Annotated in this window: 16 protein-coding genes; 12 read left to right on the forward strand and 4 right to left on the reverse strand. The window is 36.4% G+C overall.

Annotated features, from left to right (window positions below):
- Positions 1-56: 56 nt before the first annotated feature.
- Positions 57-236, reverse strand: a complete 180-nt coding sequence (locus Q9306_RS11095) for a DUF5325 family protein (RefSeq protein ID WP_098916326.1) — start codon at positions 234-236, stop codon at positions 57-59.
- A gap of 141 nt (positions 237-377) precedes the next feature.
- Here Q9306_RS11095 and typA point away from each other — a divergent pair, with 141 nt between their 5' ends.
- From typA to Q9306_RS11110, 3 genes are all read left to right on the forward strand, one after another.
- Positions 378-2,219 (forward strand): translational GTPase TypA, encoded by a 1,842-nt coding sequence (gene typA, locus Q9306_RS11100; RefSeq protein WP_306198283.1) that lies wholly within the window; start codon positions 378-380, stop codon positions 2,217-2,219.
- A gap of 168 nt (positions 2,220-2,387) precedes the next feature.
- Positions 2,388-2,690, forward strand: a complete 303-nt coding sequence (locus Q9306_RS11105) for a YlaH-like family protein (RefSeq protein WP_306198459.1) — start codon at positions 2,388-2,390, stop codon at positions 2,688-2,690.
- A 15-nt stretch (positions 2,691-2,705) separates the two neighbouring features.
- Positions 2,706-2,981 (forward strand): hypothetical protein, encoded by a 276-nt coding sequence (locus Q9306_RS11110; RefSeq protein ID WP_306198285.1) that lies wholly within the window; start codon positions 2,706-2,708, stop codon positions 2,979-2,981.
- A gap of 137 nt (positions 2,982-3,118) precedes the next feature.
- Here the strand turns inward: Q9306_RS11110 and Q9306_RS11115 are convergent, their stop codons facing one another.
- Complete coding sequence (locus Q9306_RS11115; RefSeq protein WP_098916324.1) at positions 3,119-3,319, reverse strand: YlaI family protein; 201 nt, start codon at positions 3,317-3,319, stop codon at positions 3,119-3,121.
- A gap of 254 nt (positions 3,320-3,573) precedes the next feature.
- Between Q9306_RS11115 and Q9306_RS11120 the strand changes: the two genes are divergently transcribed.
- Positions 3,574-4,029, forward strand: a complete 456-nt coding sequence (locus Q9306_RS11120; protein ID WP_306198290.1) for a pyridoxamine 5'-phosphate oxidase family protein — start codon at positions 3,574-3,576, stop codon at positions 4,027-4,029.
- A gap of 167 nt (positions 4,030-4,196) precedes the next feature.
- A complete protein-coding gene (locus Q9306_RS11125) occupies positions 4,197-5,525 on the forward strand; it encodes a PhoH family protein (protein WP_020059290.1) in 1,329 nt (442 codons plus the stop codon).
- A gap of 59 nt (positions 5,526-5,584) precedes the next feature.
- Here the strand turns inward: Q9306_RS11125 and Q9306_RS11130 are convergent, their stop codons facing one another.
- On the reverse strand, positions 5,585-6,082 hold the full coding sequence (locus Q9306_RS11130; RefSeq protein ID WP_306198293.1) for a molybdopterin-binding protein: 498 nt from the start codon (positions 6,080-6,082) through the stop codon (positions 5,585-5,587).
- A 153-nt stretch (positions 6,083-6,235) separates the two neighbouring features.
- On the opposite strand from Q9306_RS11130, the gene Q9306_RS11135 reads away from it, so the two are divergent.
- The 3 genes from Q9306_RS11135 (at position 6,236) to pyc (ending at position 11,642) form a co-directional block, all read left to right on the forward strand.
- Positions 6,236-6,520, forward strand: a complete 285-nt coding sequence (locus Q9306_RS11135; RefSeq protein WP_020059288.1) for an Fpa/YlaN family protein — start codon at positions 6,236-6,238, stop codon at positions 6,518-6,520.
- A 140-nt stretch (positions 6,521-6,660) separates the two neighbouring features.
- Positions 6,661-7,860 (forward strand): FtsW/RodA/SpoVE family cell cycle protein, encoded by a 1,200-nt coding sequence (locus Q9306_RS11140; protein WP_306198295.1) that lies wholly within the window; start codon positions 6,661-6,663, stop codon positions 7,858-7,860.
- 335 nt (positions 7,861-8,195) lie between these two features.
- Positions 8,196-11,642, forward strand: a complete 3,447-nt coding sequence (gene pyc / locus Q9306_RS11145) for a pyruvate carboxylase (RefSeq protein ID WP_306198297.1) — start codon at positions 8,196-8,198, stop codon at positions 11,640-11,642.
- Between the two features lie 98 nt (positions 11,643-11,740).
- Here the strand turns inward: pyc and Q9306_RS11150 are convergent, their stop codons facing one another.
- A complete protein-coding gene (locus Q9306_RS11150; protein ID WP_306198299.1) occupies positions 11,741-12,688 on the reverse strand; it encodes a COX15/CtaA family protein in 948 nt (315 codons plus the stop codon).
- Positions 12,689-13,318: 630 nt separating this feature from the next.
- Between Q9306_RS11150 and cyoE the strand changes: the two genes are divergently transcribed.
- The 4 genes from cyoE (at position 13,319) to Q9306_RS11170 (ending at position 17,903) form a co-directional block, all read left to right on the forward strand.
- A complete protein-coding gene (cyoE, locus tag Q9306_RS11155; protein WP_306198302.1) occupies positions 13,319-14,242 on the forward strand; it encodes a heme o synthase in 924 nt (307 codons plus the stop codon).
- Positions 14,243-14,334: 92 nt separating this feature from the next.
- The gene (gene coxB, locus Q9306_RS11160; protein WP_306198304.1) at positions 14,335-15,384 is read left to right on the forward strand and encodes a cytochrome c oxidase subunit II; all 1,050 of its coding nucleotides are present in this window, start codon (positions 14,335-14,337) and stop codon (positions 15,382-15,384) included.
- A 33-nt stretch (positions 15,385-15,417) separates the two neighbouring features.
- Positions 15,418-17,280, forward strand: coding sequence for a cytochrome c oxidase subunit I (gene ctaD / locus Q9306_RS11165; protein WP_306198306.1), 1,863 nt, complete (start codon positions 15,418-15,420; stop codon positions 17,278-17,280).
- The gene (locus Q9306_RS11170; RefSeq protein ID WP_098916315.1) at positions 17,280-17,903 is read left to right on the forward strand and encodes a cytochrome (ubi)quinol oxidase subunit III; all 624 of its coding nucleotides are present in this window, start codon (positions 17,280-17,282) and stop codon (positions 17,901-17,903) included. Before ctaD ends, Q9306_RS11170 begins: the two co-directional genes overlap by 1 nt.
- Positions 17,904-17,906 lie beyond the last annotated feature (3 nt).

The following is a 17,906-nucleotide window of genomic DNA, read 5'->3' on the forward strand; positions in this document are numbered from 1 at the left end:
CAGAGAAAAAACAAAAAAGTAAGAGGCATAGAAAATTGCTTCTTACTTTTTTGTTGTTATTGTAGCTTACGCATTTTTCTTTTTGTTATAAATCCGTATCCGATTGTAAAAATCGTACCGACAATACAAATAATAACACCGATTGGGCTATTCTCAGCAATCATAATTCCAATACCAATCATAAAAATAACGCCAATGATAGCTGTTAATAAAAAACGATACTGAATCTGTTCCATGTATTTCACCCTCCAGTTTTATTGTACTTTCACAAAAGTGAGAATACAACTATATTTTCATTCTTGATTTTATTTTGATTGCTATTGTATCCCCTTCGCTCTTATAATAGAAAAGGATTAAAAAGACACTAGGAGTTGGACATGTTGAAAAAACGAGAAGATTTACGAAATATAGCAATTATCGCCCACGTTGACCATGGTAAAACAACACTTGTTGACCAATTGTTACGTCAAGCGGGGACGTTCCGTGCAAATGAGCATGTTGAAGAACGTGCGATGGATTCGAATGATTTAGAAAGAGAACGCGGTATTACTATTTTAGCAAAAAATACAGCGATTCATTATGAAGATAAACGAATTAATATTTTAGATACACCTGGACACGCTGACTTCGGTGGTGAAGTAGAGCGTATTATGAAAATGGTTGATGGTGTGTTACTTGTTGTTGATGCATATGAAGGTTGTATGCCACAAACACGATTTGTTTTAAAGAAAGCACTTGAGCAAAATTTAACTCCAATCGTTGTTGTGAATAAAATTGACCGTGACTTTGCTCGTCCAGACGAAGTGGTTGATGAAGTAATTGATTTATTCATCGAACTTGGGGCAAACGAAGATCAGTTAGAATTCCCTGTTGTATTTGCATCAGCAATGAACGGAACAGCAAGCTTAGATTCAAACCCAGCAAATCAAGAAGAGAACATGAAATCATTGTTTGACACAATTATTGAACATATTCCAGCACCAGTTGATAATAGTGAAGAGCCACTTCAATTCCAAGTAGCACTTCTTGATTACAATGATTATGTTGGTCGTATCGGAGTTGGACGTGTATTCCGCGGTACAATGAAAGTAGGGCAACAAGTTGCGTTAATGAAAGTTGATGGAAGTGTAAAACAATTCCGTGTAACGAAATTATTTGGTTACATCGGATTAAAACGTCAAGAAATTGAAGAAGCGAAAGCTGGAGACCTAGTAGCTGTTTCTGGTATGGAAGACATTAACGTTGGTGAAACGGTATGCCCAGTTGAACATCAAGAGGCATTGCCATTATTACGTATTGATGAACCAACACTACAAATGACATTCCTTGTAAATAACAGCCCATTTGCAGGTCGCGAAGGTAAATATATTACATCTCGTAAAATCGAAGAGCGTCTTCGTTCACAGCTAGAAACGGATGTAAGTTTACGTGTAGACAATACAGAATCTCCGGATGCATGGATTGTATCTGGACGTGGAGAGTTACATTTATCAATCTTGATTGAGAATATGCGTCGTGAAGGATATGAATTACAAGTATCTAAACCAGAAGTAATCATTAAAGAGGTTGACGGCGTAAGATGTGAGCCGGTAGAACGTGTACAAATTGATGTGCCAGATGAATATACTGGTTCTATTATGGAATCAATGGGGGCACGTAAAGGTGAAATGTTAGATATGGTGAATAACGGAAACGGTCAAGTTCGCCTTACTTTCATGGTTCCAGCACGTGGTTTAATTGGTTACACGACAGAATTCCTAACATTAACTCGTGGTTATGGTATTTTAAACCATACATTCGATTGCTACCAACCAGTACATGCTGGACAAGTTGGTGGACGTCGCCAAGGTGTTCTTGTTTCACTTGAAGCAGGAAAAGCATCACAATACGGTATTATGCAAGTTGAAGATCGCGGTGTAATCTTCGTTGAACCAGGTACAGAAGTATATGCTGGTATGATTGTTGGAGAACATACACGTGAGAATGATTTAACAGTTAACGTTGTGAAAATGAAGCAACAAACTAACATTCGTTCTGCGACGAAAGATCAAACTTCAACGATGAAAAAACCACGTATTATGACTTTAGAAGAGTCATTAGAATACTTAAATGATGATGAATACTGTGAAGTAACACCAGAATCAATTCGTCTTCGTAAAAAGATTCTTGATAAGAGCGAACGTGAAAGATCTGCAAAGAAAAAGAAATTCGCTGAGTGATAACCAAAAAGGAAGCTACCTCATCTGAGGTAGCTTCCTTTTTGGTTATTGAGGTTTGAATTTTCGGAATTTTGTATAGACAATGTGTATATAGCACGCTACTCTTATAGTAGAGCATAATAGAAAGTATAACTGGGGAAGAAGGGAAGTGGCAAAAAAATGTCGGAAGTGCTAGAAAGAATGTCATTTTTTGCGAGGTTATACAATGTAGATACGAACCCTGAAGTAGGAATGTGGCTTCTTTACGGTACAATTATTATATTCAGCATTATTGTTTATAATTTAGGGTTTTCTAGAAAGTTATCTTTGTTAAAGAATGTAGTAATTTATACTGTACTAGTACTTGGTTGCACTATTTTAACCTTTTTTGCTGTTTTTCTGCCTGTAGGAGAAGGGCTTGTTGTAGCGATTATTATACTTGGTATATATAAATTACGTTTACGGCAAGCGAAATATTCAAAGGTAGGCTAAAAGGGGGAATGAAAGATGCGTTCTGTGCAAGATGTACTATATAATTGGTTAACCATTAAAATTATTGCAGAAGCCCGACCGTATGATGAAGCCGCTCAAGAAACATATATGCTTTTTCATAATATGTTACATGAAGACCATCAGTTAAAACATGTTACGGTGGAAAAAAAGGAAGATATGTATTTTGTTACATATGAAAGAGAAGGGGAAAAGAAATCAGTTCGATTTCCGCTTGAGTTAATTGATTGTTTTTTAGAACAGATAAACCGAGATCCAGAGAAATATAAATAAGCTCTTATCCTGTTCGATAAGAGCTTATTTATACGTTACAATTATGTACACCATATTATATATGGTTGCATTAACCATATAGTGATGTTTATTTAATTGCTTTCAGCGTTCAAATAGACGATATTCCTATTAGCATATTACCATTCATCTTCAACCGTTTTATCGCGATATAATCGGAAGTTACCTGTTGCATGTCTTTCTAAAGTACGTTCTGTAATTCGATCTGTACATTGTTTACACAGAAATGTATGAATAGGACGATTGCGAAGACGTTTTGCTACGGGATTTTCGTCATTTAAATCTTCTTTTTTATCACAAAGAACACATTTGACTCTCATTTTGTCACCTCAGCACAAATTCTATCTTACTTTAGTATATCATGTGCTTTAGATATTTTTGAACTATAGAAGAAAAAATAAATATTTTCGCAATTCGAAAAATAGGTTATTATATAAGTGAAACTACTATCAACGTAGAATTATAATTTTTGATGATGGTTAGTGGAAACATATAGGCAAGTTTCTTTTCTTAAGTTTTTCAGTTAAGTGCTTGGCAGAGCGAAAGCAATATAGTTGATTATGGAGGTGGAAACATGGCAAATATAGTAGAGCTAACATTAACAGATGCTTTAGTGAAAGCGCTACGTGAAGAGCGTATTGTAACAGTGGCAACGACTGATTTTGAGAAGGGTATTCCCAATGTAAGTGCGATTTCATGGGTATATGCAATGGATGAAAAAGTGATTCGTTTTGCAGTGGATCAACGCTCTCGCATTGTAGAAAATTTGCGTCATCATGCAGGGCTCGTTTTGACTGTTATGGCAGATGAGTCCGTATATTCTATAAGTGGTAAAGCGATTATAAAAACTGAGCGCATAGAAGGTATTCCGCTGAAATTAACATTAATTGAAGTTTCTGTGCAAGAAGTGCGTGACGTAATGTTTTATGGTGCGAAACTTGCTATTGAACCGAAATATGAAAAAACATATGATCTTCGCGCTGCGGCAAAGTTAGACAATCAAGTTTTATCAGCGATGAAGGATATTTGAAAAAGGATGGGCAGCAAAGAAAGTTGTTCATCCTTTTTCTTTATATTTCAAGTAATTTCTATTCTACCTCGCTTGTACAGTACATATAATTATAACAATGGTTCGTCCATAGTTATGGATGAAACCCTTGTTCTACAAATTTTATGGTGGAGTCAGGGGGTAACAGGTTGAATAAAATTTATGTGCTAGATACGAATGTACTTTTGCAAGATCCGTTATCTATTTTTTCTTTTGAAAATAATGATGTAGTCATTCCGGCTGTTGTGTTAGAGGAAGTAGATTCAAAGAAACGCTATATGGATGAAGTTGGCAGGAATGCGCGCTATGTATCAAAACTAATAGATAAATTTCGTGAACTTGGGAAATTACATGATAGCATTCCTCTTGAGAATGGAGGGACATTTCGAATTGAGTTAAATCATCGTTCGTTTGTTCAATTACAAGATATTTTTGTAGAAAAAACAAATGACAATCGTATTTTAGCTGTGGCTAAAAATTTATCATTAGAAGAGCAAGAAAAAGAAAATGGAAAATCTGTCATCCTTGTGAGTAAGGATGTACTTGTACGAGTAAAAGCTGATGCTCTAGGTTTACAAGCTGAAGATTATTTGAGTGATCGTGTTACGGAAGTAGAAAACATATATACTGGCTTCTTAGAGTATTACATACAAAAAGAAATTTTAAACCGCTTTTATGAAAAAGGAGAGCTTCCTCTTTCTGAAATTGCTAATCATCCGTTTTATCCCAACCAATTTATTGTAATGAAAGATGCTTTAGGTGGATCAAGTTCGGCTCTTGGGATTGTGGATCATTCCGGGAAAAAGATAAAAAAGCTTATTTTTCCAAATGAACAGATTTGGGGGATTCGTCCTCGGAATGTACAACAAATTATGGGGATGGAATTGTTGCTACGTGAAGATATTCCTCTTGTAACATTGACCGGGAAAGCTGGAACGGGGAAAACGTTAATAGCATTAGCTGCGGGACTAATGCAAACAGAAGATTTGGGAATGTATAAAAAGTTGCTCGTGGCAAGGCCGATTGTTCCAGTTGGAAAAGACATCGGATATTTACCAGGAGAGAAGGAAGAAAAGTTAAGACCGTGGATGCAACCAATTTATGATAACTTGGAATATTTATTTAATACAAAAAAGCCTGGGGAACTAGATGCAATTTTAGCGGGAATGGGTTCTATTGAAGTAGAAGCTTTAACATATATTCGCGGACGCAGTATTCCAGAGCAGTTTATTATTATTGATGAAGCGCAAAATTTAACAAAACATGAAGTGAAGACAATATTAACTCGTGTCGGCGAGAGAAGTAAAATTGTTTTAATGGGAGATCCACAGCAAATTGATCATCCATATTTAGATGAATATAATAATGGTTTAACATATGTAGTAGAGAAGTTTAAAGAACAAAAAATTAGTGGACATGTGAAGTTTGTAAAAGGTGAACGCTCTAATTTAGCACAACTGGCAGCGGATTTATTGTAGGAAAGAGTGGCGAAAAGCCACTCTTATTTGTTTGTTTCCTATGAACGGAAAGGTTCACTTTACACAATAGTAAATTTTCGAATATATCGAACAGGATTATGGACATTAGAGCCATCACCGAAATAAAGATGAACAGGTCCATCTTCTTTTAGTGGCTTCCCTTTACTAGAAAATCCGAGAATAGCATCCTTGGCTTCTTTTATTGAAATCGTTGTAATACCAGATTCGGTATGAATTTCTACATGTGTTGCGTCATTAGAAATTTCTGCGTTTTCTAAAAAAGGTAAAAAAGGTATACCGAATGTTCCTGTAATAATTTTCTCTTTTTCAAATCTTGCAACGCTTTTATTAATAGGTGGGAAAATAGCTCCTTCTCTAATTTCACGATCCCAATGTTTGGATGCTTCTTTCGTATATTGTGCTAACTCACTTGTTTTTTCTTTTGGAGTTGTAAAGTATGTTGTTAAGTCGACTTTTCGATCATCAAAAATCCAGACACTTGGATCAATTGTAATTGGAAAGCGTACATTGCCGTTAATAAATAAGATTTCATTCATTGTTGTTCCCCCATTTGTCTTATACTCCCACTTTTCAGTATAATAGGACTAGGAACAATTGTCACAGAAAATGTTTCTATTGCAATTTATGAAAACTATCGCTAATATTAATAGATAGGATAGGAGAGTAGGACGGAAACGGAGGGAACCAATTTGGCGTCTGAGACAGTAACAAATCATCAGGAAAAGGCACTTGCCCTTCTACAAGCTGATGCAGAGAAAATTTTAAAACTTATTAAGGTGCAAATGGACCACCTTACGATGCCACAGTGTCCATTATATGAAGAGGTACTCGATACACAAATGTTTGGCTTATCCCGTGAAGTTGATTTTGCGGTTCGTCTTGGTCTCATAGCAGAAGAGCAAGGTAAAGAAATTTTGGGAGAATTAGAACGCGAGCTATCAGCGCTGCATGATGCTTTTACAAACAAACAATAATAGCTGGTTCAAATAAAGGGCTCAAACTGAATCAGTTTGAGCTTTTTTGGTGGAAAAAAACGATTTTTCTTGAAAAGCAGGAAGAATGTAAATACATATGGAATACAACTGTAAAAAAGAAGAGAGAAAGAGGATTTGGGATGAAAAGAGTCTGGAAGTCGATAGATTATTCTTTAGTGCTTCCTCTAGTTATCGTATGTGTGCTCGGGCTTATTATGGTTTATAGTGCTAGCTCTATTGTTGCGATTACAAAGTATTATCCGAAATACGGATGGACGAGCGATCACTTTTTTCTGTCGCAGTTAAAAGCGTTGATCGTCGGAACAATTGGATTGCTTATTATTATGTTTGTTCCCTTTCAAGTTTGGCGAAAGCGTATCATTACAGTTTTAATCGTCGTAGTTAGTATTGGAATGCTGCTAATTGTTTTAAAATGGGGAACTGTTGTGAATAATGCTAAATCGTGGGTGTTTGGTGTACAGCCGTCGGAATTTGTTAAATTAGGGATCATCATTGTATTAGCGCGCTTTTATGCAAAAAAGCAAGCAACGGATGGACCGATTTGGCATGGTGCTGGCCGAGTGTTTATTTTTTTATTCATTACAATTTGTTTAATTCTAAAACAGCCTGATTTAGGAACAACATTATTAATTCTATCAACTATTGGGATTATGACGTTCTGTTCAGGGGTACCCTTTCAAATTTGGCTAAAACGAATTGTTCTCACATCTATTATATGGATTCCGCTCGGATATTTTATAGGAAAAAGTGTTTTATCGCCTGTTCAAATTGCGCGGTTCACTACGTTTTGGAATCCATTTGGGGATGCGCAAGGGTCAGGATTTCAATTAGTCAATTCGTTTGTTGGAATTGCTTCTGGTGGTGTAGGTGGTAGAGGACTAGGAAATAGTATTCAAAAGTATGGGTATTTACCAGAACCGCATACAGACTTCATTATGGCAATTATATCTGAGGAACTAGGATTTGTTGGAGTCGCGATTATTTTAATAGGTTTATTACTCATTGTCGTTCGTGCTTTTCGAGTTGCACAAAAATGTAAAGATCCTTTCGGGAGTCTACTTGCAATTGGAATTGGCAGCATGATTGGAGTGCAATCTATTGTAAACTTAGGCGGAATTACGGGGATAATGCCACTTACTGGTGTACCATTACCATTTGTTAGTTATGGTGGTACATCTTTAGTGTCAACTTTAGCAGCTATGGGAATTTTATTAAATGTAGCTAGTTTTGTGAAACAGCAAGAAAAAAGAGAGCAGCAAGAGCGAGAACAACAACAACAACAACCTAAACAAGAGAGACATCTTGTTGTTGTAAAATAAAAGAAGCTTTGTACATTTGTACAAAGCTTCTTTTATTAGCATATTTTTAGGAAAAATGATGATTATTTTATTGTTTTACAATAAAGGGTATGACACATTTGTTGAATGTGTTCTACAAAAAGGATGGTTGCTTCCGTCTTTTTATGCTATACTAATTTTGCGAGATAAATTGGACAGAGTGCTTATCATTTGTCAAAAAATAAGGTATGATGAATAAAAATAAGATGAAGCTTGCACGCAGTGAAAAAGTACTGTTGGAAGTGAAATACTTACTCCCACTAAAGCGGGACAAATTTGTGGTGTAATGAATGGTAGGAAAATTGAGGGGGAAAATCATGAAAAAGCTGCAACGTATTCAGAAAGTATTAGTAGCTAACCGCGGTGAAATCGCAATTCGTGTGTTTCGTGCTTGTGCAGAATTAGGGCTACGCACAGTTGCGATTTACTCGAAAGAAGATAGCGGCTCATATCATCGCTATAAAGCAGATGAAGCGTATTTAGTTGGAGAAGGAAAGAAACCAATTGACGCATATCTTGATATTGAAGGTATTATTGAAATTGCAAAAAGTAATCATGTTGATGCAATTCACCCTGGATACGGATTCTTGTCAGAAAATATCGAATTCGCAAAACGTTGCGAAGAAGAGGGGATTATTTTTATCGGTCCAAAGAGTAAGCATTTAGACATGTTTGGAGATAAAGTAAAGGCAAGAACGCAAGCTCAATTGGCGAATATCCCTGTTATTCCTGGTAGTGATGGTCCTATAAATAATCTTGAAGAAGTAGCCGATTTTGCGAAAAAGTATAGTTACCCGATTATCATTAAAGCAGCTCTTGGCGGTGGCGGACGAGGGATGCGGATTGTACGCAGTGCAGAGGAATTAAAGGAAGCGTATGATCGTGCAAAATCCGAGGCGAAAGCTGCATTTGGGAACGATGAAGTATATGTAGAAAAATTTGTTGAAAATCCAAAACATATTGAAATACAAATATTAGCAGATGAGCAGGGAAATATTGTTCATCTATATGAACGTGATTGTTCTGTACAGCGCAGGCATCAAAAAGTTGTAGAAGTAGCACCAAGTGTGTCTCTTCCAGTTGAATTGCGCAATCGTATTTGTGAGGCGGCAGTTCAATTAACGAAAAAGGTTAATTATGTGAACGCGGGGACAGTTGAGTTTCTAGTAAAAGGAAACGAATTTTATTTCATTGAAGTGAATCCGCGTGTTCAAGTGGAACACACAATTACAGAAATGATTACAGGGATTGATATCGTTCAATCACAAATCTTAATTGCTGACGGATATGCTTTACATGGTGAAAAAGTAAGTATTCCAAAACAAGAAGATATCATTACGCATGGATTTGCAATTCAATCACGTGTGACAACAGAAGATCCCCTAAATAACTTCATGCCAGATACCGGAAAAATTATGGCGTATCGTTCTGGTGGCGGCTTTGGGGTGCGTTTAGATACAGGGAATAGCTTCCAAGGTGCAGTTATTACACCATATTATGACTCATTACTTGTAAAAGTAACAACTTGGGCATTAACGTTTGAACAAGCGGCATCTAAAATGGAACGTAACTTAAAAGAATTCCGCATTCGCGGTATTAAAACAAATATTCCGTTTTTGGAAAATGTTGTAAAGAATCAAAACTTTTTATCGGGAGAGTATGATACATCATTTATCGATTCCTCACCGGAACTATTCGTATTTCCAAAACGAAAAGACCGTGGTACAAAAATGCTATCGTATATTAGCACTGTAACGGTAAATGGATTCCCTGGAGTAGGAAAACAAGAAAAACCGATTTTTGCAGAAGCACGCATTCCAAACATAAAACATTCTGAACCAATCAAAGCTGGTACGAAACAAATTTTAGATGAGCGCGGAGCCGAGGGATTAGTAAAATGGGTTCAAGAACAAAAACAGGTTCTATTAACCGATACTACATTTCGTGATGCACATCAATCATTATTAGCAACTCGTATTCGTACACAAGAGTTGAGACACATTGCTGAACCAACAGCAAGAATGTTACCGAATTTATTTTCGGCAGAAATGTGGGGCGGAGCAACATTTGATGTCGCGTATCGTTTCTTAAAAGAAGATCCATGGGAACGTTTATTACATTTACGTGAGAGTATGCCAAATGTATTATTCCAAATGCTTCTTCGTGCATCAAATGCAGTAGGGTATAAAAACTATCCAGATAACTTAATTCAAAAGTTTGTAGAATGTTCTTCGCAAGCGGGCATTGATGTATTCCGTATTTTTGATAGCTTAAACTGGGTAGAAGGTATGCGTGTTGCAATTGATGCTGTGCGTCAAAGCGGTAAAATTGCAGAGGCAACAATGTGTTACACAGGTGATATCCATGATCCAATGCGTAGTAAATATGATTTAAATTACTATAAAAACTTAGCAAAAGAGTTAGAAGCATCAGGTGCTCATATTTTAGGGATTAAAGATATGGCAGGCTTATTGAAACCAAATGCAGCGTATGATTTAGTATCCGCATTAAAAGAGACGGTATCGATTCCAGTTCATCTTCATACGCATGATACGAGTGGAAACGGTGTATTAACATATGCGAAAGCAATTGAAGCTGGTGTTGATATTGTAGACGTTGCGGTAAGTTCTATGGCCGGTTTAACATCTCAGCCGAGCGCTAATACATTGTTCTATGCATTAGAAGGAAATGAAAGACAACCGAATGTGGACGTGAATTCTTTAGAGAAACTCTCTCATTATTGGGAAGATGTTCGTAAATATTATTCTTCTTTTGAAAGTGGAATGAATGCACCGCATACAGAAGTGTACATGCATGAAATGCCAGGCGGTCAATATAGTAATCTACAGCAACAAGCAAAAGCTGTCGGGTTAGGCGATCGCTTTGATGAAGTGAAAGTGATGTATCGTCGTGTTAACGATATGTTCGGCGATATCGTTAAAGTAACTCCATCATCTAAGGTAGTCGGTGACATGGCTCTATTTATGGTACAAAATCATTTAACAGAAAAAGATATTTATGAGCGTGGTCATGCATTAGATTTCCCAGGATCAGTTGTCGAAATGTTCTCTGGTGATCTTGGACAACCATATGGGGGGTTCCCTAAAGAGTTACAAGAGATTATTCTAAAAGGAAAAGAGCCCTTAACTGTAAGACCAGGTGAATTACTAGAACCAATCGACTTTGAAGCATTAAAAGAGGAATTATTCTATAAACTTGGTCGTGAAGTAACGATGTTTGATATTGTAGCGTATGCGTTATATCCAAAAGTATTTCTGGATTATCAAAAGGTTGCAGAGCTATATGGAAATATTTCTGTTCTTGACACACCGACATTCTTCTATGGAATGAAACTTGGTGAGGAAATTGGTGTGGAAATCGAACGCGGTAAAACGTTAATTGTGAAATTAATTTCGATTGGAGAACCACAATTAGACGGTACACGTGTTGTCTACTTTGAATTTAATGGACAGCCTCGTGAAGTTGTTGTAAAAGATGAAAGTGTTAAAGCGACGGTTTCACAACGAGTGAAAGGGAATCGTGAAAATCCAAGTCATATTAATGCAACAATGCCGGGAACGGTAATTAAAGTAGTAGTAAAAGAAGGGGAGCAAGTGAAAAAAGGTGATTCCATGGCAATTACAGAAGCGATGAAAATGGAAACAACTGTACAAGCCCCATTTACTGGTACGGTGAAAAAAGTGTATGTGAAAGACGGAGAGGCAATTCAAACAGGTGATTTGTTGATTGAATTAGAGCAATAAAATAAGGTTATCACACGAATTTTGAAAATAAAAAAGAGCTGCTTATGTGCAGCTCTTTTGTTTTGAAAAAATAATAACATGCCGGAAAAGACAAGTTATTATGATAGTTTCGTTTGCTTAGTAGTACGGTTTATTTCTGTTTTTTTCATGTTTGTTTTACTGCGTGTTCCTAGCATCACTAAATAGCATAATACAGCAAATAAGCATGATATAAAGAGTGAATGCAGAAGAGACATTGTTAAGCTTGCTTCTGTATATACAACTAAAATACCGGCGATTGCTTGACATGTGACAAGAATGAAAGCTGCAATCCATCCATAACATATAACAGGTTGTTGCTTATAATGCCTGATAGCTATCAGCATTGCATATAAAATCCAAGCGAAAATTAATAGTGCAGCAATTCGATGTCCCATCTGTACCCATTCATGAAACTGCATTGGGAGTGGGCTATTTTTACTGCATAATGGGAAACTCGGACATGCTAAACTTGCATGTTCATGACGCACTAACGCTCCCGTATAGACAACAAGGTAACTGTAAATTGTTACACCGTAAATGTGAAATTTCATTTTCTTATCAATAACAAGTGAATGGGCATCAAATTTCTTATCAATCTCAAAGATAAGAAGTGTTAATAAAATAACAGCAGCAAACGAAATAAGGGAAATACCGAAATGAATTGCTAATACAGCCGGAACTTGCCCCCATACAACTGCAGCAGCACCCATAAGCGCTTGCGCTATTAAAAATACGAAAGATAAAATAGCAAGTGCTTTTGTTTCACGAACGTGTCCATAGTATTTCCAAGATAAGATACATAGTAGTGTAACGAGAATTCCTGCAGAACCTGAAGTAAGACGATGACTCAGTTCAATAATTGTTTCCATTGATAAATTCGAAGGAACAAGTTCTCCGTTACACAGCGGCCAAGATTTACCACAGCCTTGTCCAGAGCCGGTTTTAGTAACTAATGCCCCGCCAAGTAGTACAAATAATAAATCAAGACTTGTAATGACTGCTAACCATTTTATAAAGCGTTGCAATCCTTTTCACCAGCTTTCAATTTCAAAGTTATTGTGCAATATTTTAATAAAATAAAGTAAAACTTCCCTCGTTTTTGTTTTCAAACCTTACTAAGGATTAGTTCAACTAATTTGGCACATACCAGCAGTTACCCGACCGATATTCTTTGTGTCTTTAGAATCTTGAGGTGGAGGTCATACTACTTGTAAATAGCCAAATAAATGTTATAGAAACAGAAATGCACTACAGTCCTATGATATATAAAATCTGATAAAATAGCAAAGGGATGAGAAAGGGAGAAGGGAAGGAAAATAAAATGTTGATTTTAACAAAAAATAGTGAGTTTTATAAAGAAATGCACGGAAATGCATGCGGAATCTGACAAAATGGTTTATTATAAAAGATAATTACATTCTATACTTGATGAAGGAATCGAAAACTTTTTAAGTCATAGACACAAAAAGTTCATGTTTTCTTCACAAATTCTTCGTGAAATATGTTTTAATATATTCTAGCGAGAAGTGTATATTAATAGCAAAACCACAAAACAACATTTCCATTGTAATAATATTGCTATATAAAAGCACGCTGTTTTATTTTAAGTAAATGGGCAAAAGAAAGTATGGAAGTTTTAAGAGGGGGTTAAAGTGATGAGCCATGCAACAAGTGAACTGCATGATGAGTCAGCTGTAACAAATGTACCGGAAACAACACGTGTACAAGATTTATTAGCGCTCGTTAAGATGGGGATTGTAAATTCGAATACACTTACTGTATTTACAGGATTATGGTTAGCTCTACATTTCAATGGATTGAATGTAATGGACCATTTAGATAAAATGTTTTTTACAATCGTCGGCTCTGCATTAATTATGGCGGGGGCATGTAGCTTAAATAATTATATTGACCGCGATATTGATCATTTAATGGAACGAACAAAAAATCGTCCAACAGTAACAGGAAAGTATAAACCTGGATTCGCATTAACTTTAGGGATTACAATTGCGCTTTTGGGCTTTGTATTTTTACTATTTACAACACCGATGGCAGCATTTATTGGTTTTATTGGTTTCTTTACCTATGTTGTTCTATATTCATTATGGACAAAGAGAAAATATACGTTAAATACAGTAGTAGGGAGTGTATCAGGTGCAGTTCCACCTTTAATCGGTTGGGCAGCTATTGATCCTAGCTTGAATCATCCTATTGCTTGGATGCTATTCTTAATTATGTTTGTTTGGCAAATTCCACATTTCCTCGCACTTGCGATGAAACGTGTTGAAGAATATCGCAATGCAGGCATTCCCATGCTTCCTGTTGCGCATGGATTTGATATTACAAAACGTCAAATTATGATTTGGACAGTATGCTTATTGCCACTGCCATTTTATATGAGTGCACTTGGAGTAACATTTATGGTGATTGCAACATTGCTTAACATCGGTTGGATCGTGTTAGGGTTTTATGGCTTCCGTAAGAAAGATGACATCAAATGGTCCGTGCAAATGTTTGTATACTCCTTAAATTACTTAACAATCTTATTTATTTCAATGATTGTTGTAACTTTCTTCTAAGACAACGACATGAGGGGATTTCTTTACGTTGAGATTTACTTTACTTACTATAAAGTACAATCTAATTAACAAAGAAAGTGGGGGTTGTTTGCATGAAGAAACAGTGGCGATTGCTTTCGCTCGTTTCACTAGTGGCTTTACTGTTAGGGGGATGCGGTAAAGCCTTTCAATCTACTTTGATTCCACAAGGTGAAGTAGCAAAAATGCAATATGATTTATTGTTATTAGCTAGTGCAATCATGATTGGTGTCGTTCTTGTTGTTACGATTATTTTCTTGTATGTAATTGTGCGTTTCCGTCAAAGGAAAGGCCAGGAAGATTATATTCCGAAGCAAGTAGAAGGAAATCACAAGCTAGAAATTATATGGACAGTCATTCCGATTTTACTTTTATTGGTATTGGCTGTCCCTACTGTTACATATACGTTTAAACTTGCTGACGTTAGTGGAATGGAGAAAAAGAATATTGATAAAGATACAATCGTTGTTGATGTAACAGCGAATCTTTATTGGTGGGAATTTTCTTATAATAATGAAAAATTAGTAACTTCGCAAGATTTAGTCATCCCTACAGGTAAAAAAGTGTATTTAAATTTAAAAGGCGCTGATATCAAACACTCATTTTGGGTGCCATCTTTAGCTGGAAAAATGGATACAAATACAGATAATGTGAACAAGATGTGGATTAAAGCAGATAAGGCAGGCACATATAATGGCTTTTGTACAGAATTTTGCGGACCTTCTCATTCTTTAATGCAGTTTAAAGTGAAAGCTGTTAATGAAAGCGAGTACAAAAAATGGGTTGCTAGTATGAAAGAATTAGATGGTAAGAAAACTGTTGCTTCTACGCAAGAGCAAGAAGGAAAACAAATTTTTGAAAAGAGTTGTATCGGTTGTCATGCTGTTGGATCAAATGATAGCAGACCACCTTCCGCACGTATCGCACCTAATTTAGCAAATTTCGCAGACCGTGATATGGTTGCGGGAATTGCTGAAAATAATGAACAAAACGTAAAAAAATGGTTAAAAGACCCTGAAAGCATGAAACCAGGAAATAAAATGACTGGAAAATACGGTAATCTTACTGACGATCAAGTAGAGTCATTAAATGCTTACTTGAAAACATTAAAAGTTGAAAAGTAATGAGAAACTATTTGCGAAGGGGAGGTTGAAAACGTGAGTTCTGTAGCAAAAAAACAGGGAGTTGGCTCTGTTATTTGGGATTATTTAACAACAGTGGATCATAAAAAGATCGCCATTCTCTATTTAATTGCAGGTGGATTATTTTTTATCATCGGTGGATTAGAAGCTATATTTATTCGGTATCAGTTAGCGTTTCCAAACAATGATTTTCTTGTTGGAGATGCATATAATCAAGTTTTAACAATGCACGGAACAACAATGATTTTTTTAGCAGCAATGCCGCTTGTATTTGCAATGATGAACGCAGCTGTACCACTTCAAATCGGCGCACGCGACGTTGCGTTTCCATTTATTAATGCGCTTGGATTTTGGTTATTTTTCTTTGGAGGCGTATTTTTAAATTTAAGTTGGTTTTTAGGCGGAGCGCCTGATGCAGGATGGACATCATATGCATCGTTATCACTTGCATCAAAGGGGCATGGCATTGATTTCTATGTTCTCGGTTTGCAAATTTCAGGTATTGGAACATTAATAGGTGGAATTAACTTCCTCGTTACCATTATTAATATGCGTGCACCTGGAATGACATATATGCGTATGCCGATGTTTACATGGACGACATTTGTAACATCTGCACTTATTTTATTTGCATTTCCGCCACTTACAGTCGGTTTAGCTTTATTAATGTTAGATCGTTTATTTGGAACAAGCTTTTTTAACCCGGCCTTAGGAGGAAATACGATTATATGGGAGCATTTGTTTTGGATCTTCGGTCATCCAGAAGTATATATTCTTATACTCCCAGTTTTCGGAATATTCTCAGAAATATTCGCGACATTCTCTAAAAAAAGATTATTTGGCTATTCATCTATGGTATTTGCAACGGTACTAATTGGATTTTTAGGATTCATGGTGTGGGCACATCATATGTTCACAGTGGGTCTTGGACCAGTAGCAAATGCTATTTTTTCTGTAGCTACAATGGCAATTGCTGTTCCGACAGGGATTAAAATTTTCAACTGGCTCTTTACGATGTGGGGTGGCAGTATTCGCTTTACAACGCCAATGATTTGGGCTGTTGGCTTCATTCCATCATTCGTTATGGGTGGTGTAACAGGGGTTATGCTTGCCTCTGCTCCTGCTGATTATCAATTTCATGATAATTACTTCGTTGTCGCTCACTTCCATTACGTAATTGTGGGTGGAGTTGTGTTTGGATTATTTGCGGGGGCTCATTATTACTGGCCGCTTATGTTTAATAAAATCTTAGATGAGACACTTGGTAAAATTACGTTTTGGTTGTTCTTTATTGGTTTCCATCTAACGTTCTTTATTCAGCACTTCCTTGGTTTAATCGGTATGCCGCGTCGATATTTTACGTATTTGCCAGGACAAGGATTAGAAACCGGAAACTTAGTTAGTTCAGTAGGCGCAGTATTTATGGCTCTTGGAACAATTGTACTTTTGGTTAATGTTATAAAAACATCTTTTTCAAAAAAACAGGCCGGCCGCGATCCTTGGGATGGCCGCACGCTAGAATGGGCAATTCCTGCACCGACACCTGAATATAATTTCAAACAATTACCGTTTGTGCGTGGATTAGATCCATTATGGATTGAAAAACGAGAAGGGAAAAATGAGATAACGCCAGCAGAGCCGATTGGTGATATTCATATGCCAAATTCATCTTTCTTACCGTTTGTTATCTCTTTAGGCCTGTTTATCGCAGCATTTGGAGCGATGTATATGCAAGGTGGGAAAGAGAAAATGTGGTTAGTGGTAGCAATCGTTGGTCTTATTATTACGTTTGGAGCAATGTTCTTCCGATCTGTAATTGATGATCATGGATACCATATTCATAAGGAAGATTTAGATGATAAAGGGGGTAAGGCGTAATGCATGCAGAGGAAAAATTAACGAATGAAACCTTTCCAGCAGAGCCTGAAAAAGCAACCCTCGAAGGAAAGAATAAATTTATTGGATTTTGGTTGTTTCTAGGAGGCGAAACGGTACTGTTTGCTTCCTTGTTTGGAACATATTTAGCACTGAAAAATTCAACAAATGGTGGACCGACGTCACAAGAAATGTTTCAAATGCCGCTCGTGTTCATTATGACAATGCTTCTTTTAACGAGTAGTTTAACAAGTGTATATGCAATGTATCATATGAAGAATTTTAATTTTAAACAAATGCAGCTTTGGCTAATTATTACAGTATTGCTTGGAGTTGGGTTTTTAGGTTTTGAGATTTATGAGTTTAATCACTATACCCATGAATTTAAGCATACGATGAAAAGTAGTGCATTTGGTTCTGCATTTTATGCATTAGTTGGTACGCATGGGTTACACGTTTTATTTGGATTACTTTGGATTTTAACTCTAGTAGTGCGTAATGCGAAGCGTGGTTTAAATTTATATAATGCTCCAAAGTTTTACGTCGCATCAATATACTGGCATTTTATCGACGTAGTTTGGGTGTTTATTTTCACTGTAGTATATTTAATGGGAATGGTGGGATAAACA

It is taken from the genome of Bacillus multifaciens, from assembly GCF_030756675.1.
Taxonomy (GTDB): Bacteria; Bacillota; Bacilli; order Bacillales; family Bacillaceae_G; genus Bacillus_A; species Bacillus_A multifaciens.